The 24,798-nt window shown below is 62.1% G+C and carries 21 protein-coding genes and 1 pseudogene; 9 read left to right on the top strand and 13 right to left on the bottom strand.

The window, feature by feature from the left end; genetic code table 11:
- Window positions 1–98: 98 nt before the first annotated feature.
- Window positions 99–344: pseudogene (locus RGD00_RS23525) on the top strand (IS66 family transposase); the annotation flags it as partial.
- Between the two features lie 21 nt (window positions 345–365).
- Window positions 366–524 (top strand): transposase domain-containing protein, encoded by a 159-nt coding sequence (locus RGD00_RS23520; RefSeq protein WP_425603404.1) that lies wholly within the window; start codon window positions 366–368, stop codon window positions 522–524.
- A gap of 566 nt (window positions 525–1,090) precedes the next feature.
- Here RGD00_RS23520 and RGD00_RS10420 read toward each other — a convergent pair.
- Both RGD00_RS10420 and RGD00_RS10415 read right to left on the bottom strand, forming a co-directional pair.
- Complete coding sequence (locus RGD00_RS10420) at window positions 1,091–4,171, bottom strand: AAA family ATPase (protein ID WP_310457255.1); 3,081 nt, start codon at window positions 4,169–4,171, stop codon at window positions 1,091–1,093.
- The gene (locus RGD00_RS10415; protein WP_310457254.1) at window positions 4,168–5,304 is read right to left on the bottom strand and encodes an exonuclease SbcCD subunit D; all 1,137 of its coding nucleotides are present in this window, start codon (window positions 5,302–5,304) and stop codon (window positions 4,168–4,170) included. The genes RGD00_RS10420 and RGD00_RS10415 overlap by 4 nt, the downstream gene beginning before the upstream one ends.
- A 72-nt stretch (window positions 5,305–5,376) precedes the next feature.
- On the opposite strand from RGD00_RS10415, the gene RGD00_RS10410 reads away from it, so the two are divergent.
- The 4 genes from RGD00_RS10410 to RGD00_RS10395 all read left to right on the top strand — a co-directional run bounded on the left by RGD00_RS10410 (window position 5,377) and on the right by RGD00_RS10395 (window position 9,496).
- Window positions 5,377–6,168, top strand: a complete 792-nt coding sequence (locus RGD00_RS10410; protein ID WP_310457253.1) for a BrxR family transcriptional regulator — start codon at window positions 5,377–5,379, stop codon at window positions 6,166–6,168.
- Between the two features lie 90 nt (window positions 6,169–6,258).
- Complete coding sequence (locus tag RGD00_RS10405; protein ID WP_310457251.1) at window positions 6,259–7,473, top strand: SIR2 family NAD-dependent protein deacylase; 1,215 nt, start codon at window positions 6,259–6,261, stop codon at window positions 7,471–7,473.
- Window positions 7,470–9,287, top strand: a complete 1,818-nt coding sequence (locus RGD00_RS10400; protein ID WP_310457250.1) for an ATP-binding protein — start codon at window positions 7,470–7,472, stop codon at window positions 9,285–9,287. The genes RGD00_RS10405 and RGD00_RS10400 overlap by 4 nt, the downstream gene beginning before the upstream one ends.
- Window positions 9,287–9,496, top strand: a complete 210-nt coding sequence (locus tag RGD00_RS10395) for a KTSC domain-containing protein (RefSeq protein WP_310457249.1) — start codon at window positions 9,287–9,289, stop codon at window positions 9,494–9,496. Before RGD00_RS10400 ends, RGD00_RS10395 begins: the two co-directional genes overlap by 1 nt.
- Before the next feature lie 331 nt (window positions 9,497–9,827).
- Here RGD00_RS10395 and pdxY read toward each other — a convergent pair whose 3' ends face one another.
- The 3 genes from pdxY to RGD00_RS10380 are packed head-to-tail and all read right to left on the bottom strand — an operon-like array spanning window position 9,828 to window position 12,045.
- Window positions 9,828–10,676 carry a pyridoxal kinase gene (gene pdxY / locus RGD00_RS10390; RefSeq protein ID WP_310457248.1) on the bottom strand — a complete coding sequence of 283 codons (849 nt, stop codon included), beginning with the start codon at window positions 10,674–10,676 and terminating at the stop codon, window positions 9,828–9,830.
- Window positions 10,673–11,353 carry an MOSC domain-containing protein gene (locus RGD00_RS10385; RefSeq protein ID WP_310457247.1) on the bottom strand — a complete coding sequence of 227 codons (681 nt, stop codon included), beginning with the start codon at window positions 11,351–11,353 and terminating at the stop codon, window positions 10,673–10,675. The genes pdxY and RGD00_RS10385 overlap by 4 nt, the downstream gene beginning before the upstream one ends.
- On the bottom strand, window positions 11,350–12,045 hold the full coding sequence (locus RGD00_RS10380; protein WP_310457246.1) for a glutamine amidotransferase: 696 nt from the start codon (window positions 12,043–12,045) through the stop codon (window positions 11,350–11,352). The genes RGD00_RS10385 and RGD00_RS10380 overlap by 4 nt, the downstream gene beginning before the upstream one ends.
- A 92-nt stretch (window positions 12,046–12,137) precedes the next feature.
- Here RGD00_RS10380 and pdxR point away from each other — a divergent pair, with 92 nt between their 5' ends.
- Complete coding sequence (gene pdxR, locus RGD00_RS10375) at window positions 12,138–13,550, top strand: MocR-like pyridoxine biosynthesis transcription factor PdxR (protein WP_310457245.1); 1,413 nt, start codon at window positions 12,138–12,140, stop codon at window positions 13,548–13,550.
- Window positions 13,551–13,552: 2 nt separating this feature from the next.
- Here pdxR and bioB read toward each other — a convergent pair whose 3' ends face one another.
- The 8 genes from bioB to RGD00_RS10335 form a co-directional block, all read right to left on the bottom strand.
- Window positions 13,553–14,527, bottom strand: a complete 975-nt coding sequence (gene bioB / locus RGD00_RS10370; protein ID WP_310457244.1) for a biotin synthase BioB — start codon at window positions 14,525–14,527, stop codon at window positions 13,553–13,555.
- Complete coding sequence (locus RGD00_RS10365; protein WP_310457243.1) at window positions 14,524–15,081, bottom strand: biotin transporter BioY; 558 nt, start codon at window positions 15,079–15,081, stop codon at window positions 14,524–14,526. Before RGD00_RS10365 ends, bioB begins: the two co-directional genes overlap by 4 nt.
- Window positions 15,082–15,165: 84 nt before the next feature.
- On the bottom strand, window positions 15,166–15,834 hold the full coding sequence (locus tag RGD00_RS10360; RefSeq protein WP_058099368.1) for a GntR family transcriptional regulator: 669 nt from the start codon (window positions 15,832–15,834) through the stop codon (window positions 15,166–15,168).
- A 580-nt stretch (window positions 15,835–16,414) separates the two neighbouring features.
- The gene (locus tag RGD00_RS10355) at window positions 16,415–17,008 is read right to left on the bottom strand and encodes a LysE family translocator (protein WP_310457242.1); all 594 of its coding nucleotides are present in this window, start codon (window positions 17,006–17,008) and stop codon (window positions 16,415–16,417) included.
- 207 nt (window positions 17,009–17,215) lie between these two features.
- Entirely contained in the window at window positions 17,216–17,707 is a 492-nt protein-coding gene (locus RGD00_RS10350; RefSeq protein ID WP_028092946.1) for an Hsp20/alpha crystallin family protein, read from the bottom strand.
- Between the two features lie 40 nt (window positions 17,708–17,747).
- On the bottom strand, window positions 17,748–18,146 hold the full coding sequence (locus RGD00_RS10345) for an Hsp20/alpha crystallin family protein (RefSeq protein ID WP_073033765.1): 399 nt from the start codon (window positions 18,144–18,146) through the stop codon (window positions 17,748–17,750).
- 15 nt (window positions 18,147–18,161) lie between these two features.
- Window positions 18,162–18,590, bottom strand: a complete 429-nt coding sequence (locus tag RGD00_RS10340; RefSeq protein WP_310457241.1) for an Hsp20/alpha crystallin family protein — start codon at window positions 18,588–18,590, stop codon at window positions 18,162–18,164.
- Between the two features lie 265 nt (window positions 18,591–18,855).
- Window positions 18,856–19,791: a zinc metalloprotease HtpX gene (locus RGD00_RS10335; RefSeq protein WP_058099371.1), complete on the bottom strand. Its 936-nt coding sequence runs from the start codon at window positions 19,789–19,791 to the stop codon at window positions 18,856–18,858.
- A 187-nt stretch (window positions 19,792–19,978) separates the two neighbouring features.
- Between RGD00_RS10335 and ftsH the strand changes: the two genes are divergently transcribed.
- A complete protein-coding gene (gene ftsH / locus RGD00_RS10330; RefSeq protein ID WP_058099372.1) occupies window positions 19,979–21,811 on the top strand; it encodes an ATP-dependent zinc metalloprotease FtsH in 1,833 nt (610 codons plus the stop codon).
- A gap of 51 nt (window positions 21,812–21,862) precedes the next feature.
- Entirely contained in the window at window positions 21,863–24,643 is a 2,781-nt protein-coding gene (locus tag RGD00_RS10325; protein ID WP_310457263.1) for an ATP-dependent Clp protease ATP-binding subunit, read from the top strand.
- The last annotated feature ends 155 nt before the right edge of the window (window positions 24,644–24,798 follow it).

The following is a 24,798-nucleotide window of genomic DNA, read 5'->3' as shown; positions in this document are numbered from 1 at the left end:
GGTCTTTGTCGATGCTCATACGTGGGTCTCCTCTGAGAGCAGTTACCACGTCAGCGCACAAAATTTAGGATAGTCCCGGTCAGGCCCCCACAGACCGTCTTGCCGCCCGGCGTAAACATGCCGCCCCGATCATCGCTGCTCTCAAGCCCTGGCTGGAGACACAGCTATCACGCATCCCGCAGAAATCTCTGCTCGCCGAGGACATCCGCTACACCCTCGCGCACTGGTCCGGCCTGATCCGCTTCCTCGACGATGGCACCCTTGAGCTCGACACCAACCCGGTCGAGAACCAGATCCGCCCGATCGCACTAACCCGGAAGAACGCCCTCTTCGCCGGGAACGAAATCGGCGCCGAGAACTGGGCCATGCTCGCCTCGCTGGTCGCCACCTGCAAGCTGTCTGGCGTGAACCCAGTCGAATACCTCGCCGATACCCTACGCGCCATCCTCGATGGGCACCCCCGATCCCGCATCGAGGACCTCATGCCCTGGCGCCACGCCCAGCCGTCAAGCCTCGCCGCATAGGGCCTCGACGTCGCGCTTACCCATTTTCGCTCCGGTTTGTCGATTGGTATTGGACTGTGACAACGCCGAACCAGCAAGCTTGCGGGCGATCTGTGAAGAGCCAGGTTTGAAAAGGGTGTCTGCTGCAAGCGAGGCAACCTTGGTCGAAGTTCCTTTACGATTTACCGCCATATTATCCCCCCATGTGGTGTTTGGTTTGCTTGTTTATACTATATGTGGGGTTGAAGCTAACTTTTCGCAAGCTTCATCAGTGACATTTCAAAATGGTAGCCTCGCCTCAAAAAGGTCTGGCGTGTCTTCGTCGCGCCGCCTGCTCAGGCCTTCACCAAGATGCAGGCACGGATGTTTAATACGTGTCAGGCCTTTGCCGCCCTCAAAATGGACCCACCCTCCTCTGGGCATGCCCACGCTTACGATCAGCGCCCCGCATATTGGACAAGTCCGCCTGAAGGATGCGCCCTTCTTGCTTTCACGATCGCCTCGAACTGCCCAACCGCCACGAACGGATACCGTGCGCCCAGTCGGCAGACGGCGGGTGTGTGCCTTCCGGTAATACCAACGGTCCTTCATCCCAGCCCCTTCCTTTCCTCGACCCGGCTGCCGCTTGGGGTCGAACGCACGTAGAAGCCTTGTGGAATAGCCTCTTGCACCAGCCCCACATGGGATATCACGCCCACGGCACGGCTGCCCTCAGTCAGCGCGGCAAGAACTTGGATCACTTGATCCAGCGTGCCCGCCCCATTTTCGGTGTCGAGGCTCCCAAAGCCTTCGTCGATGAAGATTGTGTCCATCCTGATCTTGCCCGAAAGGCTCTCGACCACATCAGCTAGCCCAAGCGCGAGGGCCAGTGCCGCGATAAAGGTCTCGCCACCTGACAGCGTTGCTGTCGGGCGCGCCTTGCCGGTGTTGATGTCGAAGACCTCGATTTCGAGCCCACGCTTGCCGCGGCCGCCAGATGCCTCGAGCCCGCGCGTTAGCCGGTAGCGACCACGTGTCATAGGGTCGAGCCTCATATTCGCCGCCTCGAGAACCTGGTCGAACATTGCTCCGATCGCGAAGGTCTCGAGTGTCATCTTGAAATCGTTCTTGCCGTTAGCCAGATCAGCCAGCCCCCGAAGCGGACCGGTCTCGGTTTCTAGCCGCTCGGTTTCGGTCAGAGCCGCGGCAAGCGATTCCTTGAATTTGGTCAGTGACGATACATCCGTTCTCGCTGTGGCAAGTGCAGCGTTGGCCGCATTCAAGGTCTGGGTGGCGTCTGCCAACGCCAGCTGTAGCGGGGCAAGATCCGGGCGTTCACGATCTGCACAAGCGGCTATAGCGTTCTGCAATGTCGTGCGAGCAGCGATCAATCCATCGCGGTGATCGGTCACCTTCTTGCGGTCGGCGTCTAGAGTCGGGAAATGGCTCTTGCAGGCATCATATCCCGCTTTGTCCAGCCCAACCTCGGTAAGCCGAGCGACAAAATCACCTTGTGCCTTCTTCACGCGCTGCAGCTGCCCGTCGCGCGCCCGCTTCGCTGCTTCTAGCTGCTCTTGCGAACGGGTGAGCACTTCACTGGCGGCTCGGTCCTGTTGCGTCGCCACTTCCAGCGCCTCGGAGAGTTGCCTTTGCTCTCTCTGCAAAGCCTCCCGTCGAGCGACAACCGCCTCGGGCGTCCGCAGACCTTCCGGCAGGGCCTCAATCACTGTGTCCAGCTTGGCGCGCGCGCCGGCAAGAGCGTTCTCGGCCTTCCCCGCAGCGGTGCGCGCCGAAGCCTCGCCGGTTTCTGCCTCAGTCACCTTCCGCTTGAGTTCGGCCAACTGCTCCGCCATCGCGTCCAGATCAACCGCCTCTCCAAGCGTGGCGACGGTGCCTTCAATCCGCGCGATTTCGGCTTCGAGTTCCGCCAACGTGCGCTCAGGACGCTTCTGTTCCTCCAGCGCCCGCTTCTTTTCGTCGAGCCGCGTTCGGAAATTGCCGAGGTCGCTTTCGGCCCGAACTCTGGCTTCGGAGGCGATTCTCGCCTGAACCTGAGCGCTCCGAAACGCTTCGGTCAAACCAGATTGTTCAGGCGCACCATGGGCAGGCGCAGGATGATCATGGGAACCACAGACAGGGCAGGGCGCCCCTTCAGTCAACTTTTCCGCTAGAATGATCGCTTGCGTGCGCGAAAGCCGTGCCTCGGCATCTACCAAGTTCGCGTCAGCGGTTCGCGCCGCGTCGGTTCTTGTCGCCAATTCGTTCGATGCCGCTTCGACATTTCGTTGAGCATCCGCGACAGCTTCTTGCGCCTTAGCATACGCCGCTGCCTTGACCCTTTCTCGGTTGACCTCGGCCAGCTCACCGGTCAGCTGGCCTCGCTCCGTTTCGGTCCTTCGCGCTTGATCAAGCGCCAGATCGGTCGCATCGCGCTGAGACTTGAGCTTCTCTCGGGCATCTATGGCCTCGGTCAGAGCCTTCTTCGCTGAAGCTTCGTCCTTCGCAGCGTCGTCAAACGCGCTTCTATGATCCGCTGCCTGCCCGACCTGCTTCTCGATCGCCTCCAACCTTGTCAGGTCAGCCTGAACTTGTTGCCGTCGGTCATCGCCAGACTGTGCCTCAGCAAGTTTCTTTTCCGCCAATTCCTTCGCGCCAGTGGCGATGTTAAGTTCCGCCTCGGCCTTCGTGACAGCCTCCACCGCTTTCAGGCTATCCTGCTCCGCATCGCGCGAAGCCGTCTCAAGATCACGGGCCTGCAAGGCATTCCGGACAGCCTCAATGCGCTTGGCCAGCTCTTCGACCTCGATCGTTTTCTTTTCTAGATCATCGACAGCCTGCTGTGCCGTGTCGGCAGAAGAAAATGCCTTTTCGATTTGCTCGCCTTCGGTCAGAGCTTTGCGCGCAGCTTCGTTTGCCATCTCCGCACCACGCTGAACGCCCTGCTTTTCTTCGACTTGGGCTTCGGCTGCGGCAATCCCAAGTTCAAGCGCTTCGGCGCTCTCGAAACCGCGTTCCTCGAGTCGAGCCAGGTAGAGCGCGCGCTGGTCGCGCAACGCTCGTTCTGCCGCTGAGGCTTCTTCCTTCAGCCTTGCGGCGAGATCGCGATAGACCTTCACGTCGAAGAGATCCCGCAATATCTCGACCCGCGCATCCGTTTTTGCGGCCAGGAACGTCTCGAACTTGCCTTGCGGTAAGAGCACGATCTGTCGAAACTGATCTGCCCCGTAGCCAAGCAGCGCCTCGACCTGCTGCCCTACTAGCGAGACCTTTTTTTCCGCAATGACACGGCCAGACTGACTCGGACCAAGAGTGTCCACCGGAATCCCGGTGACGTCGAATAACGAGGCTTCCGCCGCGTCCTCAGTGGTCCCTTCACCGCGTGCCTTCGGACGTTCCTGCGCCGGACGACGACGGATCAGGTAGGCCTTGGTGCCCAGCTCAAAGACAAATTCGACTTCGGTAGGCAGATCCGAAGCGGCGTGATCCGAGCGTAGTGAACGTGGTTCCTGTTCAGTCTTGGTCGGCGCCCCGAATAGCGCGAAGGACATCGCCGAAAACAGCGTCGACTTTCCCGCGCCGGTCTGACCATAAATTCCAAACAGACCCGTCTCCAGCGCGGACCGGAAATCGACTACCTCGGTTGTCGGAAATGGCCCGAAGGCTTGAAGCGATAGGCGAATGGGCCTCATGTCTGCTCCTCCCCGAAGGCTACTGCGTGGAGCTTTTCCGCGACGATCGCAACTTCGGTGGCGTTTGGTTCCCGGCCGCGCACAACCTTCACGAAGTCGCCAATCATCTCGGTCGGCGTGACAGTGGCCCGCCCGCTGCCGAGCGCCTCGGTCTCCGCCGCGCGCTCCTGCCTGGCATAGGCCAGATGGCAAGCATTGGGATAGGTAGCGCGCAGCCGCTTCATCGGATCGATCAGAGGGTTCTCATCCGTCAGGATGGCCTGGATGAAATCGTCAGACGGCGTTCCTGCCAGAAGATCCGAGAATGCCCCGGTAAGCGAGCGAACCTGCCGGATCGGTCGGAACGGTACAGTGCGTATCTCGACCCCTTCAGTTTTCAGATCGACGACAGTCATAGATTTTTCGTTTCCTGCCTCGTCGAACCCGAAAGCGAGCGGTGCGCCGGAGTAACGAATATGGCTCGCGCACACTTCCTGCGGCTTGTGCAAATGTCCCAGTGCAACATAGTCCGCCCCGTCGAAGACATCGGAGAGGACGGTTTCGATACCCCCGACTCGCGTCAGGGCGCGCTCGGTCTCGCCAACCGCACCCCCCGCGACGAAAGCATGGGCCACGACGACCCAACGCGCGCCATCAGGCACCTGCCTCCTCGCCGCAGCGATCTGAGCGGCAACGACTTCCGCTGGCGCATTAATGCTTTCATCCCCGAACACCTCGCGTGCGGCGTATTCATAGGAAAAGGGCAGTGCGGAAAAGGCGATCTCGCCTTGCGCGTCACGCAGCACCAGCGGCGCCTCTATCGCGTCGGCAATCCCGCGCACCAGCACACGAGACGCGGTGGAAAAGACAGACATTGCCTCGATCCGGTCGCCAGAATCGTGGTTTCCAGAGATCATCACCACAGCGGCTTCGGTCTCCTCCGCCACGCGCTTGAGGAAACGATTGAACTGCCGGATCGACGAATTAGGCGGCGAGGCACGGTCAAAAACGTCCCCCGCGATGACAAGAACATCGGCCCGTTCGGCCACAAGCGTTTCAAGGATCTGACCCAGGATAACCTCATGATCCTCCTCGAGGCTCAACCCCATGAACTGCCGCCCCAAGTGCAGATCTGCTGTATGAAGTATTCGCATCAGATCAGTCCATTTTCTATACGTATAGTAAATGTATGGACTTTGCGCGCCGAGTCAAGTACTGCTTCGTGCATGAGCCTGGAAGACCTCAAACACGCGCAACGTGAGCGAATTTTGTTCCTCGACCAATGCCTGACCTGGAGAGGTCAGGCGAACCGTCGTGACTTGATGGAACGATTCAATATCTCGATGGCACAGGCTGCCGTTGACTTTCGAACCTATCTATCGCTGACGGATACTCCGCCAGTCTACGACGCTGGGGAGAAGGCTTACTTCTCGACCGGCGACCACTGCGCATTGACTGAGGCTGGCCCGGAACAAGTCTTCGAATTGGTTGATGGCAAGGCGACATCGCTTGGCGCGAGCATCCCGCTTCCCACTCGCGTAATGGATCCCACCGTTGTCGCACAGCTCTACCGCGCCATGAACGGCGAAAGAGACATCCAGATTACCTACACCTCGATGACAAGCGGCCTCTCCGACCCGCAGTGGATCAGTCCAGTTCAGTTTCATTTTGACGGAGAGGCAATTTATCTCCGCGCCTGGAGCTATAATCACGAGGCGTACCGTGATTATCTCCCAATACGAATAGCGAAACAAATCGAGATGAAAACGCGTGAGAGGCCTGCTCCCCTCCCTTTTGACACGGACTGGAACAGTTTCGTCCGCTTGTGGATATGTCCGCGTTCGGGCCTTTCGGATGCGCAGGCACGCGTTGTGCGGCGGGAATACGGATTTCAGGAGAAAACACATATTGCAGTAAATACTCGAAAGGCGCTCGCGTTTTACGTCATAAGGCGATGGCGCCTCGATGACGAAAAAGCTCGGCTCGAATTAGATAGGATGGAAGAATTGGATGCGTAAAGTACGTCCTATGCGAAAACATTGCAAATTCAATGCTGATCAGGCTGTGATAAGACAGTGGTCCAGAACAAGCGTTGAGGGGGGTGTAAGTTGACTGTCAGTGTTCATAATCCCGATCAGTATATGGCGGCGCTTAGGACGATCGTCGCGCAGGGCCGCAAGCGGATCGGGCTGTTGGTTGGTGCTGGAGCTTCTGCCGGAATGGCCAAGCCCGATGGCACCTATCCGCTCATCCCCGCAGTTGTGGGGCTCACGGACCAAGTTCTCACAACACTTGCCCCAACCTATCAAAAACAGATTGATGGCCTGAAAGCCGAACTCGCGCAGCACGACATCGAGACGATCCTTTCGAGGATTCGCTCTCTGAGCCAGGTGATTGGTTCGTCGAAAGTCCACGATCTCGACGGCCCAGGCTTTGCGACTTTCGGAGAAGCGATCTGCTCCGAGATAGGCAAGATCGTGGACGTCCGATTGCCAGAGACCGGATCAGCTTATGCAGATCTCGTGAATTGGATCACGGGCACAACGCGTGACTATCCGGTCGAGATTTTTACCACGAACTACGACTTGTTGTTCGAAGAAGCGTTCGAATCCGTACGAGCGCCGTACTTCGATGGCTTCACGGGTGGTCGCGAACCATTCTTCGACCCCGTCTCAGTGTCGCGCAGTGATCTTCCCGCGCGCTGGACGCGGCTATGGAAGCTCCATGGATCGCTCGGCTGGCGCGCCAGCGCGAAGGGCGAAGTGATCCGCACGGGCCAGAGCTCGGCAAGTCACCTCGTCTTCCCCGAACACCTGAAATACGATCAAACACAGAAAGCGCCCTACGCAGCGTTGCTCGATCGCCTTCGTACATTCCTGCTCACCCCCGACACGCTACTCATCTCTATTGGATTTTCTTTTGCCGATGCACACATCGCGGCCCGGATAGATGAGGCGCTCGCAGCCAATCCATCCTCCAGCGTATTCGCATTCCAGTACAAGATTTTAGATGAAGAGGGTCCGGCGTGCGACCTCGCGCGCCGTCTGCCTAACTTTAGCGTCTATGCACGCGACCAGGCCAAAGTGAACGGCACGCGCGGCGCATGGAAAGCTCCGGCCGAACTTCCGAGCAAGGATTGGGGGCCGATAAGGTCGACCTACATGGACAACAAAGGAAACTTCACGCTCGGTGCAATAGAACCGTTTGCTCGCTTCTTCGCGGCATCACGATCGGTTCAAGCATTTCCGACACAACCGGATCTAGCAGCAATTGCAGCGGAAACGCCATCACCGACAGCCGCCACCGTGTTGGAGGCCGAATGAACGCCCCTACACTTCTCGGCCATGTAGGCTCTGTCGCAGGTTCGACCGTAAGTGTACGTCAGTTCGAAGGCGTTGCTTCGGGCATTGCGATCATCGGAGGACGAAGCTACCGGGTAGGTCAGGTCGGCAGCTTTGTGCGGATACCACAGGGGTATCATGATCTTTATGCTATCATATCAGAGGTCGGGGCAAGTGCGACACCAGTGACGCTAGTCGATGCGCTAGACCGTGGCGAACGATGGCTGACCGTTCAGCTTATTGGCGAGATTGTCGAGGCCTCGTTTGAGCGAGGCATCAGCCAGTATCCCAACGTCAACGATGAAGTGCATCTGGTCACAGAGGAGGATCTGGCCAAGATCTACGGTGCAGAATTTTCTGGACAAGTGATTGTCGGTCGACTTGCTAACGCAGAGAGCATCCCGGTCCGCCTGGACCTCGACAAGCTAGTCACGCGCCATAGCGCAGTGCTTGGCTCAACTGGGTCGGGCAAGTCCACGACCGTCTCTAGCTTGTTGCGGTCAATTTCGGCGCCTGACGGAGCAGGCTTTCCGAGCGCGCGCGTCCTCTTACTCGATATCCACGGCGAATATGCCAGCGCACTCGCCGACAACGCTGAGATTTTTCGGATCACACCCGGAGTGGGCGAGAAGCAGCTGGTCATTCCCTACTGGGCACTACGGCCGGCCGAAATACTCAACTTTCTGTGCGGGAAGTTGGATGATCGCGCGACAACAGCAATACTCGACAAGATCTTCGCAGCCAAAGTCGCGATTGCTCAAACAGACAAATTGCCTGGTGTCGATCTGAATTCGATGACCGTCGACAGCCCTATTCCGTACAGCTTGCGAAACCTGTGGCTCGAGCTAATCGAACCAGAAGTCAAAACCTGGCTCGATCAGGCCAAGACACAACCGGCGATCATGCAACCCGGCGACGCGGCCACGCTTCGCCTGCCAACCTACCAGCCGCACACAACAACGAATTCGGCGCCTTACCAGAACAACATCGGTGTTCTCGGAATTCGAAAACAGCTCGACCGAATGCGATCGCGTATGCTCGATCGCCAGTTCGAGTTCCTGCTCAAGCCCGGAAAATGGGAGCCTGACCTGACGGGCCACGTGACGAATGACCTTCCATCCCTCCTCGAAAGTTGGATCGGCCACGAAAAAGCAATAACCGTGCTTGATCTTTCGGGTATTCCCAGTTCTGTGCTCCTAGATTTGATTGGCGCGATTCTGTCGATTATCTATGAGGTACTCTTTTGGGGTCGCGAACGCGATGAGGGCGGTCGAAAGCGGCCTCAGCTCGTCGTTATGGAGGAAGCTCACCGGTATCTTGGACGAGAATCCGATAACCCTGCGCGCGAAATGGTTCAGAGAATCGCGAAGGAAGGACGCAAGTTTGGTATCGGTGCAATGATCGTCAGCCAGCGTCCTTCGGAGATCGACGACACCATTCTCTCCCAGTGTGGGACTTTTGTCGCGTTGCGCCTCACCAATTCTACTGACCGCAGCAAGGTACAAGCCGCTTTGCCCGATAACCTGAGCGGTATCGCCGATAGCCTCTCGGTTCTAAGGACCGGCGAAGCGATAATAACCGGTGAGGCTGCACGGCTTCCAGTGCGCTGCCGCGTTACTCTGCCACCCAAAGAACGGCGCCCAAACAGCGAAGATCCGCTCGTAGCAGAAAGCTGGAAGCGCCCCCGAGGACCTGAAAACTATGATGATCTTGTCGCAGTCTGGCGTGCGCAGGATCCAAAGTGGAAGCAAACAAAAGTAGGCGAGAACGAAAACGCGAACGAGGGTGGAAATTGATGGAACGACAGCCTGTAACATCCAGCAACTTGGCCGAAGTCGGGTATGATCACGAATTAGAGACGCTTGAGGTCCAATTCAAACATGGCGGTGTTTATCAATATTTCAACGTGCCTCCCTTCATGTACGAGCGTCTCATGTCTGCTGACTCACTAGGTCGATTTTTCAATGCGGAAATAAAGGGGCACTACCCCGAGGCGAAGATCTAGCGCGTTGCATTGAAATGATTTGGGCTTTCCAAGCGAAGATCGGCGTTAATCCGATCCACATAGCCGCGATCACCGACATCGACCCGGAAAAATTGACGCGAAGACTACTAATGGCGGGTTTTGGGAAGTTCCGCCGCGACGTCGATCCGTGGGCGAACGGCCGCTCTGGGCCGGAGGCGTAGATATTCAAGCGTGCAGCATCCTCCTTGCGTTGAATAAATTTCCACCGGGTTTCATACGGATTTTGGCAGTCCGTTCGCACCCTGAACGGGGCAGGTCAGGTAACTCTAAGCGCAGACTGATCAGGCGACGATGTCCGCGTCACCCGGCCTCAGCCGGACCCAAGCGAAAGCAGCGCGCGACGAAATTCCGGCTCGCTTAGCACCACCTCGCCCGCACCAAGCGCCTCGGCGTGGCTGAGGGCGCGGGCGGTTAGGGTCTGGGCGGTCTCGATGGCGCGGGGCAGGGCAAGGCCCCGCCCGATGCCCGCGACCACAAGCCCGGCGAAGAGATCGCCGGTGCCGGGCAGGGCGATCGGCAGGCGCTCGGTCGGGTGGCGGCTGAGGTCTTCGGGGCCCAAGAGCACCGTCTCGAGTTGCCCGGGGCCGGTGTCGTCGAGCACGCAGCCGGTGACGACTAGATGTGCTTCGGCTGCGATGTGCAGCGCCTCGCGCGCGGCCTGAAGATCCGCCAGAGTGCGGATCTGCTGCCCGGTGAGCCAGGCGAGTTCGAAGGGGTTCGGCGTGGCGATGTCGGCCATCGGCAGCAGCCGGTCGCGCATTACGCCAGCGATGGCTTCGGGGACATAGAGGCCGGGACCGGTGTCGCCCATCACCGGGTCGCAGATGTACCGCAGGCTCGGGTTCGCGGCCTTCGCCTCGGCCACGAAATCCGCCACCATCTCGGCCACGTCGAGCGAGCCGATATAGCCGGTGAGGATATAATCCGCCCGTTCGGGAAGGCCGCGTTCGCGCGCGCCTTGCAGCAGGTCGGAGAAGAATTCGGGCGGCAGGGCACGGCCGCGCAGGGTCGGGTAGTCGGGTGTGTTCGAGAAGACCACGGTGGGGATCGCCGCCACCTCCAGCCCCGCCGCCTGCATCGGGAAGAGCGCCGCGGAATTGCCGACATGGCCGAAGACCACCTGGCTCTGGATCGAAATGACGAAAGGGGGGCGTTTCATGCGGTGCCGTCCAGTCTTGCGCTCCAGTCCTCGACCCGGCGGCTATCCAGACGCCGGACCGCATATTTGCGCCAGCCCTCAGCCAGGACATCGAGCGCGGCGATGCCTTCTAGTTCGACCAGGTTCATCCGGTCCACATAGAGAGCGTGCCAGAGCCGTCGTAAAGTCCAGTCCGGTGCCAGGCGGTCGATCAGCTCCAGCCGGTCCCCGGGGGTAACGGTGCCGGTCTGGAGCACCCGGTAATACCATCCCGTGCGCCCGGTCTGCTGCACGCGCCGCGCCATGTCGGGCACGCCGAAGCGGTGGTTGAGCTTCCAGCAGGGCTGGCGCCCCTGCGAGACCTGGATCAGCGCGCCGCCCAGCCGGAATGTATCGCCGACGGCGACCTCCGCTTCGGTGAGCCCGGCGGTCGAGATATTCTCGCCGAACCCGCCGGGAGCGGTCAGCGCCTGAAGGTCGCCGAGTTCCGCGCGCCAGTCGCTGTAATGATCGAGCGGATAATGATGCACGGCCTTCTCGACGCCGCCATGTACGCGCCGGTCGGCCTGTTCGTCGCCTTCGAACCCCTCGGGGCCAAGCTTCAGCGGGTGGGTAACCGCCGTCTTGCCGATCCCGCTCAGCGTGTCGCTTCCGGGCAGGGGAGCGGCGCGACCTGTCAGGAGTGTGACGGGCCTCATCCGTCCAGCTCCCGCAGCCAATGTTTCAGCATGGCCTGACCGGCGGTCCGCAGCGCCGGGCCATGTGCCTTGGCATCCTGCCGCAGAGCCTCGGGGGCAATCCCTGCCTGCGCCAGCTCTGCGCTGTGGCCGATCAGCCAGCGTTCGAAATCCGGCAGCATCCCGGCCTCGGGGTGGAATTGCAGGCCGAGAATATTGCGGCCCCGGGCGAAGCCCTGTGTTTCGCAGCCGGGGGTCGCGGCTAGGCGCTCGGTTCCGGCGGGCAGGTCGAAGCCCTCGCCATGCCAGTGCAGTACCGGGATGTCCGAGAGGTGGGCAAGCGGGCCGGCCCAGCCAGGCGCGGTTAGGGTCAGGGGCGCGAAGCCGATCTCCTTCTCGGCAATGGGCGCGACACGGGCTCCGAGGGCCGCGGCCATGAGCTGTGCGCCGAGGCAAATGCCGAGGGTCGGGCGATCCGCCGCCAGCCTCATGGTCAGCCAGTTCCGCTCCTCTGTCATGCAAGGATAGGCGGCGCCGTCATTCACGCCGATCGGGCCACCCAGCACCACGACCAGGTCCGGTTCCGGCGGATCGGGCAGTGGGTCCACAGCCGCCTCAATGTCTTGGAGCTGATAGCCGGCGTCCCTCAGAACCGGGGCAAAGGACCCGAGGTCTTCAAAGGCCAGGTGGCGCAGGATCAGGGCGGATTTCATCACGGAGCCTCTTGCGTTTTTCGCCTCTGTGGCAAAATACTGGCCTATGCAAAAGTGCCAGTATGAATGATTTAGATAGGCCGGTTTTCGACATGCGCGAGCCTCTTGCCCTCGAGATCGAGCCGGGCCACGACGGCCCGCTTTTCCTCGCCATTGCCGAGGCGATCACCCGTGACATCACCCGCGGACGCCTGAAGCCCGGAGCGCGGCTGCCCGGCACGCGGGCGCTGGCGCGCGAGCTGGGGGTCCATCGCAATACAGTGGATGCCGCCTATCAGGAGCTACTGACGCAGGGCTGGTTGCAGGCGGAACCGGCGCGGGGCACATACGTCGCGCAGGATCTGCCGCAGGGGATGCTGGTCCGCAGACCCGCGCCCACGCCGATGGACCCGGTGGCGCCACGCGCGGGGCTCGCGTTTACCGACGGCGCGCCGGACCCCAAGCTGGTGCCCGACAAAGCGCTGGCCCGGGCCTTTCGCCGGGCGCTGCTGTCGTCGGCCTTCCGCGCCGGGGCGGATTACGGCGATGCACGCGGCACATCCTCACTGCGCGAGGCACTGGCGGGCTATCTCGCCACGGACCGGGGCGTGGTGGCGGAGCCGTCGCGGCTGCTGATCGCGCGGGGCAGCCAGATGGCGCTGTTCCTGGCTGTACGGGCGGCGCTGTCGCCGGGCGAGGTCATCGCCGTCGAGGAACCGGGCTATCCGCTGGCCTGGGAAGCGTTCCGCGCAGCGGGGGCAGAGGTGCGGGGCGTGCCGGTGGATGGCGGCGGCCTCAGGATCGACGCGCTGGAGCAGGCGCTGGCCGGCGACCCGCGCATCCGGGCGGTCTATGTCACGCCACATCACCAGTATCCGACCACGGTGACGATGGGCGCGGCGCGGCGGCTGCAACTGCTGGAGCTGGCGCAGCGCCATGGGCTCACGCTGATCGAGGACGACTATGACCACGAATACCGGTTCGAGGGCCGTCCGGTGCTGCCGTTGGCCGCCCGCGCGCCCGAAGGCCTGCCGCTGATCTACGTGGGCTCGCTGTCCAAGCTGCTCTCACCGGGGATCCGTCTGGGCTATGCGCTGGCGCCCGAGCCGTTGTTGGCCCGCATGGCCGAGGCGCGCGCCGCCATCGACCGGCAGGGCGACGCGCCGCTAGAGGCGGCGCTGGCGGAGCTGATCCGCGACGGTGATCTCGGCCGCCACGCCCGCAAGGCGCGGCGGGTCTACCGGGCCCGGCGGGATCTTCTGGCGGGGTTGCTGGGGGAGCATCTTGCCGGGCGGGCGACATTCGATCTGCCCGCCGGGGGCCTTGCGCTGTGGCTGCGTTGCGAGGGGAGATCCGCCGATGATTGGGCCAAAGCCGCGGGCCAGGCGGGTCTGGCCCTGCTGCCGGGTACGCGCTTTGCGTTGGAGGGTCCGGCGCCGCAGGCCTTCCGGCTGGGCTATGCGGCGCTGGACGAAGCGCAGATCGCCCGGGCGGTGGAGATCCTCGCCCGAAGCGCTCCGGGCTGAGCCTATTCCGCCGCGACCTGGGGCCGGGTCTGCGCAGGGGCGATATGCATGCCCAGACGGGTCAGCAGGTCCTGACCCTTCCACGCCGCCGGGTTGCCGGTGGTCAGCAGCTGGTCGCCCACGAAGATCGAGTTCGCCCCGGCAAGGAAGCACAGCGCCTGCAGCTCGTCGCTCATCCCCGTGCGCCCTGCCGACAGGCGCACGACCGAGGCTGGCATCAGGATGCGGGCCAGCGCCACGATGCGCACCAGCGCGAAGGGATCGACGGCCTGGGCGCGCGCCTGCACCGGCACGCCCTCGATCTCGTTCCACAGGTTCACCGGCACGCTGTCGGGATGCGCGGGGAGCGTCGCCAGCGTCACCAGCATGGCGATGCGGTCCTCTTCGGCCTCGCCCATGCCCAAGATGCCGCCGCAGCAGACCTTGATACCGCCCTTGCGGACCTGCTCGACCGTGTCGAGGCGGTCCTCCATCGTCCGGGTGGTGGCAATCTGGGCGTAGTATTCGGGCGAGGTGTCGATGTTGTGGTTGTAGAAATCCAGGCCCGCCGCCTTCAGCCGCGCGACCTGTTCGGGCGACAGCATCCCCAGCGTCATGCAGGTTTCCAGCCCCAGCTCGGACACGCCCCGCACCATGTCGCAGAGCTTGTCCATGTCGCGGTCCTTGGGGCTGCGCCTGGCGGCCCCCATGCAGAACCTCTGCGCGCCGGAGGCCTTGGCGCGCTGTGCGGCGGCCAGAACCTCCTCGGCTCCCATGAGCTTGGTGGCCTTCACCCCGGTCTCGTGATGGGCCGATTGCGAGCAATAGCCGCAATCCTCGGGGCAGCCGCCGGTTTTGATGCTGAGCAGGCTCGCGGTTTCGATCGCGTTGGAGTCGAAATGCGTGCGGTGCAGGGTCTGGGCGCGAAGCATCAGGTCGGCGAAGGGCAGGGCATGGATCGCCCTGGCCTCCGCCATGGTCCAGTCGCTGCGGATCATGCCGCGCGGGTCCGGAGGCGGGCGATGGCCGCGATGAGGCCCGAGGCCAAAGCCAGCTTGACCAGATCGCCGAGAAGGAAGGGCGTGAGACCCGCGGCCAGCAGCCCCTGCGCCGGGACATAGATCGCCAGCCAGGCGAGGCCGAGGGCATAGACCACGGCGAGGCCCGCCAGCATCGCCAGGAAGCGCCCGATCAACCCGCGCCCCTGCGCCAGCCAGCCGGTCAGGCCCGCGCCCAGCAGGTAGCCCGCAAGATAACCGCCGGTCGGCCCGACCATATAAGCCAGCCCGATTCCGCGTTCCGGCGTGCCCGAGAAGACCGGAATTCCCAGGGCGCCCGCCGCCAGATAGGTCGCCATTGCCGCAAAGCCGATCCTCGGCCCGAGCGTGGCGGCGAGGAAGAACACAGCCAGGGTGTGCAGCGTCATCGGCACCGGCCAGAACGGGATCTGGATCTTGGCGCCGAGCGTGATCAGCGCCGCGCCGCCGAGCGCCAGCGCGAGGCTGCGTCCGAGCGCTGCGGGACGGGTCAGAGTGGGGGTGAGAAATGCCATGGGTCTGTCCTCCGAAGATAGGCATCGATTCTATCTATAATTACGAGGGCTTTGCGTGGTATTGGCAATTAAGTTTATAGATAATTATCCAGGAATCTCGTAAGTCTCTCGCAAATCAGCATTTTTCACGGCGGTCTTACGCTTGCCGATCCAGCCGACATGGCGCGCGAGCGTGGCGCAGGCAAGGTCGGTCTGCCCCTTGCGCAGCGCGTCGAGAATGGCGCGGTGATCGTGATCGGTCCGTGCCTCCCAGTCGCGCCGCCATGCGGCGAAGAGGAAGCGGGCGCTGGCGGCCTGCAGGTCGTCGATGGTTCGCAGCAGACGCGGCATCCGGCAGGGGGACAAGATGAGCCGGTGAAAATGGCGGTTCGCTGCCTCCCAGTCACGGACGGTACTGGCACTGTCGCCGTGGCGTGTAACCTCTTCTGCTTCCTGTAGAATAGCGCGTGTCATATTGGGCGCGGCGTGGCGCAGGGCGAGCCTTTCGAGGCTGGAGCGCATCTCGGCCACCTCGCGCAGTTCGGCCACGTCGAATTCGGTGACGCGAAAGCCGCGCCTCGGTTCGCTCTCTGCCAGACCCTGGGTCTGCAACTCGCGGAAGGCCTCGCGCACTGGGACATGGCTCGCGCCGAACTCGGCAGCGACATGGTCCTGCCGGAGGCGCGCGCCGGGCGGAATCTCGCCCGAGATGATACGGTCGGCAAGGACGCGGGCGATGCGGGCGGACTGGGTCTCTTCAGGGGCGTGTTTCATGAATTATAGATAATTCATGCTGCGCCGCCCGTCGACAGTTAAGGTGGGCTTTGCGGCTCTTCTGTCATCGTCGCTGTCTTGTAGGACCTGGCAAGCCTCTGCAGGCTCAGGCAGCCTTTGGTTGCAATGTTGGGAAGTCGCAATTCGTAAAGATCAGCGGGTCCGACACGTCTTCCCTCTTTCGGAGGTCGGCCGACACATCGGAAGGTCAGGATCGTCCGCCAGCCCCCGAGAACGTGCCAACTTGCTCTGACGTCGATATCTCTCCATGGGATGATCGCCTCGGGATCTATGGCGTTCATGAGGATGCCCTGCGCCGTGAATGTCAGTATCGGGCCTCTCCGTCGTCCGTACTTCCAATGCAGGAGGACCGGCACAACCCCAAGTGGCGCGGCCAATGCCAGAAATACCACCTGAGATGGCCTGCCATCGACGTCGGGCTCCTGACTAAGAGACATCGCCGCTGCGAGAACTGGAATGAGGAGGAGCCCTGCCATAAGCCAGAACCCCGCAAGCCGAAAATACGACAGCCAGATCTCCAGATCAGGCATCGAATGCGCTTGGCGTCCCTTGTCCACCTTCAGAGCCAGAACATGAGGCTTGTTGCCGATGCGAGCGCCGCTAGGGTTCGGTTTGCGCGTCTGAGGCTGGTCGGACTCGAGAGGTGACGCCGCAAGGCGGATCCCATGGCAGACCAGACGGCCATGCACGGGGTGCCGATTAATGCGAAGGCCAAGCAAGTAATCAGCAATTGGGGAAGGACCGCCTTCTCGGGCTGCAGAAATGCCGAGACCGCAGTGAGCGCGATCAGCCACGATTTCGGATTGATGAACTGGAACAGCAGCGCCTGAGAAAACGAGATCGGGGTGGCATTGGGCGATTGCGCCAGCGCATCTGCTTTCCAGAGCTTCAGGGCGAGCCAGAGCAGATAGAACGTCCCAACCACCTTGAGTGCCAACTGGATACTGGGAAACTGTGCGAAAATGCTGCTGAGACCGGCGGCCACGAGTAGGATCTGGGCGATCACACCGGCCGGAATGCCAACGATCTGCGGTATGGTGCTCCGGAAGCCAAACACCAGCCCTGCGTTCGCGAGCAGCATGTTGTTCGGTCCCGGCGTAATCGACATAACAAAGGCGTAGAGCGCCAAAGCTCCTATTGTGGTAAGTTCCATACTGTGCGTTCCTCATCCTGCACCGTATGGAAATGGTTCAGGCTTCCATGGGCATGCGCGATTGAGAAGTTCTCAGCCTCGCGTGAGCCCTCTGCTGGCAGAGCGTTGACCGCTCGGCCAATTTTGAGGCTCCGACGCATCGCCTTGGAGGAATAGAAGGTAGGGCGTCGTGCCGGCGGCGCCGTGCCGCCGGCACGACATTTGGCATCAGGCGTTCTTCACCTCGATGCGCTTGACCTTGGCCTGCGCCTCCGGGGTCTGCGGCAGCTTGATCGTCAGCACGCCGTTCTTGAAGCTGGCATCGGCCTTCTCACCGTCGACTCCCGGCGGTAGCGGAATCGTGCGATAGATCGCGCCATAGCTGCGTTCGGAGAGATAATAGCCCTTCTTCTCCTCCTGCCGCTCGATCTTCTTCTCGCCCTTGATGGTCAGCATGTCGTCGGTCACGGTGACCTCGATGTCCTTCATTTCCATCCCGGGCAGTTCGATCGATACCTCCACGTGATCTTCGGTCTCGACCACGTCGGATTTCGCCTCGCCGCCTCCCCAGGGCCAGTCGAAATCGCCGACGCGGTTCCAGAAGCCTTCGAACACACGGTTCATGTCGCGTTGAAGGGTGGCGATGGGGTTCTGGTCATCACTTTTCGGGTCGGGCGCATGATCCTTCCGCGCCCAGGGGATCAGGTCCTTGATCTGCATGTGAGTTCTCCTTTCTTCTTCTGGGTGCGACATGTCGGGTTTACGAAGCCGTTACCGTGATCTTTTTGGGTTGGGCTTCCGCTGCGCGCGGCAACGTTAGGGTCAGCACACCGTTCGAGACCTGCGCGCCGATCTTGTCGGGGTCGAAGTCGTCGGACATGGTGAAGGCTCGCTCGAAATCGCCCTCGCCATATTCGGCATAGGCCAATTGCAGCTTCTCGGGCTGCGTGGCATGGACCTTACCTCGGATCGTCAACACGCGCTTTTCGAGCGTGATATCCACGTCTTCGGCGGCGACGCCCGGCATCTCGAGCATCAGCGTCACCCCGTCAGTCGTTTCGACGATGTCGGTCAGCGGCCTGTAGATACGACGGCCGGTGGTGGTTTCCGGTGTCTCGGCCGGGGTCTTATCGGCAGTATGTGTCACATCGTTGGTCATGGATCGGTCCTCCTCTTACGCAGCCTTGATCTCGATTTTCCGCGGCTTGTCCTCTTCGGGGCGGCCGATCACGATGCGCAGTACACCGTTGGTCATCCGCGCTTCGACCTTGTCCTCCGCGGCCACGAAGGGCAGCCGAACCGACCGTGCGAACTTGCCAAAGCCGCGTTCGTTGCGGTGCCAGCGGGCGCCTTCCGGCACGCCGGGCGCCTTGCGCTCGCCAGAGAGCGTCAGGACATTCTCCTTCACGGAAATGTCGATGTCGGCCGGGTCAACGCCAGGGAGTTCTGCAGTGATCGCGATTGCCTCGTCGCCCTGCCAGACGTTCACGGCGGGAAAAACGGGCTGGGTCGCGCGGCCAGGAGAGGTCCTCTCAAAATCGCGCAGCATCGAGCGCATCACCGCAAACGGATCGCTGCGACGTGTGTAGGTGGGATAGAGCATGTTTCGCCTCCGTCGTTTCAGTTGACGGCGTGGATTTGTCACCACGCCACTGAACGCCCGCGGAGAACGGACATGCTTCAAGGTTCGCCATTTCGGCGGCGGTCTGGTGCGTTCGCGTCTGCCATGCGTTCCTCTCAGGCGAACGTCAGGCGGTCCGCTGAATCAGCCGAACCTGTCGCGTATCCGTGAAACCCCAACTGGGCGTTCCGCTGCGGATAAAGTGTTGCCTAATTGCAACTTCAAGACCCGGGCGCAAAAAATGTTCTCATCGATAGACGCCCCAAGGCCCGTAACGCGGCGTGGAAATGCGCACAGCCCGCGGTGCGTTCAGGGGAACGGACGGTGGGACCGGTCGGCAGGGTCCGGAAAGTGCGCGCAGCCGCCGGATTCGATCGGCGGTGGGCGGGTGCGTGCGCAGGAGCGAGGGTTCGGGGATGCGGCGACCGGGCAGGAACATCTCTTCCCAGACCCGCCCGACGCGGCGTTCCAGCTTGAGGAGGGCCGAAGCGAGGCCATCGGGATCGCCGGTCAGCTCGGCGCCGCCTCTGTCGGCATCGTATTCCCGGGCCCGCGACAGCGCGAGCTGAAGAAGGGCCATGATCGTGGGTGAAAAGATCAGGACAAGTGGTACCTGCCAGGGCACATAAGCCGCGCCGGCCAGGATGAGCGGCAGGTTCAGCAGCAGGATGAGTTGCCCAACCCAGGACGCGAGCGACACTGCGCGCGACATCGCGTCGGCCAGACCCATGATCCAGAGATCGCGGTTGGCGATGTGAGCGACCTCGTGCGCCAGAACCCCGGCCAGTTCGCGCTGGTTCATCAATCGAAGAAGACCATCGCTGACGCAGACGGCGCTTTCATCCGGAGAGCCCATAGCGAAGGCGTTCGGCATCTGGCTCGGTACATAGTAGAGTTCCGGTACACGCGGCAGCCCGGCGCGGCGTGCGAGTTCGGCCAGTATCGCCATGCCCTCTGGAAATTCCCGCCCGCTGAGCCTGCGTGCGCCGTAGGCGTTCAGCAAAAGGCGTTTCGGGATGCCGGGTGACAGCAGCAATCCCAGCAAGGATCCGATGACGATCGAAATCGCCAAGCCCTGTCCCGCAACCGCCGAAACGATTAACCAGGCGATAACCGCCATACCCGCCAAAAGCAGGATGGATTGGAGCAGGTTCAGGAATTGGTGGCGCGGCGTCGCAGTCATGATCGCAATAGATTTCACTCGCGGCTAACGGGAAGTGGCACGCCACGGGATGTAAGAATTTTGGGCATCATTGCCAGCTTCGATCTTCATGTCGGATCCCTCTTGAACTCGGCTCAAGCAATACCAATCTGGCCGGGTGTGATAAATCAGCAACATCTCTACGGGTTGGCGCCGAGGAGAGAAAGGGATGGAAAAGAGAACCGAATTTAACATCTGGTACTGGATCGTCGCATTTTTTGCGGTGATCTTTATTCAGGATCTGATCGCCAGCTACCGCAGCATCGCGCCGATCAGCTATAGCCAATTCGAACAGTATCTGGCCGACGGCGACATCGCTTCGGTTGCGGTCGGGTCCGATACGATCACCGGCACCTTCGAAACTCCCATCGACGGCCGCTCTGGCTTCGTCACCACGATCGTCGATCCCGCAATTCTTGAACGGCTGGACGACGCGGATGTCGAGATCACCGGCGTTCCACAAAACACCTGGATCGGGGCGCTTCTCTCCTGGGTGGTGCCTGCGGTGGTCTTCTTCGGTCTCTGGATGTTCGTCTTTCGCAAGTTCGCCGAGCGTCAGGGTTTTGGGGGTTTCCTGCAGGTCGGCAAGAGCAAGGCCAAGGTCTACATGGAGAAGGAAACCGGCGTCAGCTTTGCCGATGTGGCCGGGGTCGACGAGGCCAAGGCCGAGCTGGAGGAAGTGGTCGATTTCCTGAAGACGCCCGAGGAATACGGCAAGCTCGGCGCCCGGATCCCGAAAGGCATCCTGCTGGTCGGCCCGCCGGGTACCGGCAAGACGCTTCTGGCGCGGGCCGTGGCGGGCGAGGCGGGCGTGACCTTCTTCTCGATCTCGGGCTCGGAATTCGTCGAGATGTTCGTGGGCGTCGGTGCCGCAAGGGTGCGCGACCTGTTCGAGCAGGCCCGCAAGAACGCACCGGCGATCATCTTCATCGACGAGCTCGACGCGCTCGGCCGCGCCCGCTCCTCCGGTCAGATGGCCGGCGGGCATGACGAGCGCGAACAGACGCTGAACCAGCTTCTCACTGAGCTGGACGGGTTCGACCCGTCGTCGGGGATCGTGCTGCTGGCGGCCACCAACCGGCCGGAAATCCTCGACCCGGCGCTGCTCAGGGCCGGGCGCTTCGACCGGCAGGTGCTGGTGGACAAGCCCGACAAGAAGGGCCGCATCCAGATCCTCGAGGTACACATGAAGAAGGTGACGCTCGCACCGGACGTGGATGCCGATAAGGTCGCCGCGCTGACCCCGGGCTTTTCCGGAGCGGACCTGGCAAATCTGGTCAATGAGGCGGCGCTATTGGCAACCCGCCGAAAGGCCGATGCGGTGACCATGGAAGACTTCAACAACGCGGTAGAGCGTATCGTCGCCGGGTTGGAAAAGCGCAATCGTGTTCTGAACGCGCGCGAGCGGGAAATCGTGGCGCATCACGAAATGGGGCATGCGCTGGTCGCGATGGCGCTGCCGGGGGTCGATCCGGTGCACAAGGTCTCGATCATCCCGCGCGGGATCGGTGCGCTCGGCTATACGATCCAGCGCCCGACCGAAGACCGCTTCCTGATGACCCGCGAGGAACTGGAGAACAAGATCGCCGTTCTTCTGGGCGGGCGTGCGGCCGAGAAGGTCATATACGATCACCTTTCGACCGGTGCCGCCGACGACCTGGTGAAGGCAACCGACATCGCCAGGGCCATGGTCGCGCGCTACGGCATGGACCCCGATCTGGGCCATGTCAGCTATGACACCGAGCGGCCCGGCTTCCTTGGCACGGGGGATCAATCGCCCTGGCTCAACCGCCGCCACAGCGAGGCTGTGGCCGAGCGGATGGATACCGCTGTCAAGGCGATCATCGACGACATCTTCGCGCGTACGGTCGCGCTTCTCGACGCGAACCGGGCGCTGCTGGAGGAAACGTCCCGAGATCTGCTCGACCGCGAGACGCTGGACGAGCCGGACCTTCGGGCCATCGCAGAAAAGGTCCGCACTCAGGAGGTCGAGGCGGCCTGAACACGGAGATCCAGTCCGGACGTTCCGGCTGGGAGCATGACGGAGGTGAAAATGGCAAACGGCATCTGCGATATCTGCAAATCCCGACCTGCCAGCTTTCGTGCGCAGGTCTCTGTCAACGGTGAACTCAAGGTGATGGAGCTTTGCGACGAGGACTACCGCAGGATCGCCCGACGGCAGGGGCGTAGCGCATCGCCACTGGAATCGCTTTTCGGAGGGCGCTCGCTCTTCGATGAATTCTTTGGCGATGCCGGTGGCCTTTTCGATCGGCTTGGCGGAGATCAGGGGCAACCCATCCCGATCCGACAGGCGGGGCGCACCGCGCGGCGCGGCGGCATCAATATCGCTGACCGCCTGAGCGAACAGGCCAACCGGCTTTTGCAGGAGGCGGGCCAGAAGGCGCATGAATTCGGCCGGATCGAGGTTGATACGGAACACCTTCTGCTGGCGCTAATCGGCTCGGATGTTGTCCGCACGGTGCTGGGGCAGGTAAAGATCGACGCCGACGATCTGCGCCGCCAGATCGAGAGAGAAGCGAAGAAGGGCGACGCAACGGGGGAGAACCGTGGGATCGGCGTCAGCCCCCGGGTGAAGGATGCGCTGAACCGCGCCTTCATCGCCTCGAACGAGCTGGGCCATTCCTATGTCGGCCCCGAACACCTTCTGATCGGTCTCGCCGAAGAGGGCGAGGGCGTGGCGTCGAGCATCTTGAACCGGCTGGGCCTGACGCCGCAGGCGCTACGCCAGCAGGTGACGAAGGTCGTCGGCCAGGGGGCCGAGGAAGGCCGCGTCGAAACCCCGTCGAGCACGCCTGATCTGGATGAATATAGCCGCGATTTGACCAAGCTGGCGCGCGAGGGCAGGCTCGACCCGGTGATCGGCCGGGCGCGTGAAATTGAGACGACGATCGAGGTTCTGGCGCGGCGCAAGAAGAACAACCCGGTGCTGATCGGCGAACCGGGTGTCGGCAAGACCGCGATCATCGAGGGGCTGGCGCAGCGCATCGTCGCGGGCGAGGTGCCCGAGGCGCTGCGCGACAAACGGCTGGTCGAACTCAACATCAACTCGATGGTGGCCGGATCGAAATATCGCGGTGAGTTCGAGGAGCGGGTCCAGAAGATCCTCAAGGAGATCGAGGCCAACAAGGCCGACATGATCCTGTTCATCGACGAGATCCACACCATCGTCGGAGCCGGACAGGGCGGCGGCGAAGGCGGGCTCGACATCGCCAATACGTTCAAGCCGGCGCTGGCCCGCGGCGAGCTGAACCTGATCGGCGCGACCACCCTGAACGAGTACCAGAAATACATTGAGAAGGACGCCGCGCTGGAGCGCCGCTTCCAGCCGGTCTATGTCGATGAGCCGACGGTGGCGCAGACGATCATGATCCTGCGCGGCCTGCGCGACACGCTGGAAAGCCACCACAAGGTGACGATCACCGACGAGGCCATCGTCGCGGCGGCCGAGCTTTCCGACCGCTACGTCACTGGCCGCTTCATGCCCGATAAGGCCATCGACCTGATCGACCAGGCTGCCGCGCGCGTGAAGATCAGCGCTACCGCGCGTCCCGTCGATGTCCAGGAGCTCGAGGCTGAGGTCGCCCAGATCCGGCGCGAGCAGGACTACGCTGCGGGGAGGAAGCAGTTCGACCGTGCTGCTGAGCTCAAGAAAGAGCTTGAAGCCAAACAGGTCGAGCTTGACGAGTTGATGGAAACCTGGAAGCGCGACCGGGCCTCTGCGACGGCTGAAGTGCGCGCCGACCACGTGGCGCAGATCGTCTCGAAACTGACCGGCGTGCCGGTGAGCGAGCTGACGACAGAAGAGCGCGAAAAGCTGCTGAAACTCGAGGACAAGTTGCATGAGCGGGTAATCGGCCAGGAAGAGGCGATTCATGCCGTTGCCGATGCCGTGCGACTGGCGCGCGCCGGGCTGCGCGAGGGCTCCGGCCCGACCGCGACCTTCCTGTTCCTCGGCCCGACCGGCGTCGGCAAGACCGAGCTGGCCAAGACTCTGGCGGAGACGATCTTCGGTGATCAGGATGCGATGATCCGCATCGACATGTCCGAATATGGCGAACGTCACGCGGTCGCGCGGCTGGTTGGCGCCCCGCCGGGCTATGTCGGTTACGACGAGGGCGGCCAGTTAACGGAACGGGTCCGGCGCCGGCCCTATTCTGTCGTGCTGCTCGACGAGATCGAGAAGGCGCATGCGGATGTCTATAACATCCTGCTGCAGGTCTTCGACGATGGCCGCCTGACCGACGGCAAAGGCCGCGTGGTGGATTTCACCAACACCATCATTATCGCCACGTCGAACCTCGGCTCCGATATCATCCAGCGCAACCTTCGCAAGCGCGGAACCAAGGAGTTCGACGAGGCAGGGCAGAAGGCCGAACTGATGGACGTGTTGCGTGCCCATTTCCGGCCCGAGTTCATCAACCGGATCGACGAAATCATCGTCTTCCATTCTCTGAATCAGTCGGAAATCCGGCAGATCGTCGAGCTGCAGCTGGCCCGTGTCGCCCGCACGGCGCTGACCCAGGGGGTCGAGCTCGACTACGACGAAAGCGTTGCGGAGCATTTCGGAGCGGTGGGTTTCCGGCCAGAGTTCGGCGCCCGCGAGTTGCGACGGCTAATCCGGTCGGAACTGGAGACTGAGCTCGCCCGCGAGATGCTTTCCGGTCGGATCGAGGACGGCGACAAGGTGCGCGTCGCCTGGACCGCGGATGATCAGAAGATCACGTTCCAAAAGCTGGAGAGCGCAGAAGAAACCGAGGCCCTCGGCGAGCCCGGCAATGGCGATAGCGAAGAGGCCGAGCCTGCCGCCGAATGACGGCCCGTGCACCGGCGACGGTAACGCCGCCGGTGCCGCAATCCGAAGAGAGGTAAATCATGATGAAAGGACACAACCGCCCACCGTTTCGAGCGAAGATCCCCGGAACTGACCTGGCATCTCCAGACCTGCCGACAGCGTTGATCTACAGGCCA

This window comes from Ruixingdingia sedimenti (assembly GCF_031432425.1).
GTDB lineage: Bacteria > Pseudomonadota > Alphaproteobacteria > Rhodobacterales > Rhodobacteraceae > Ruixingdingia > Ruixingdingia sedimenti.
The sequence above is the reverse complement of the archived record's forward strand: the minus strand, read 5'-3'. Positions and strand labels throughout refer to the sequence as shown.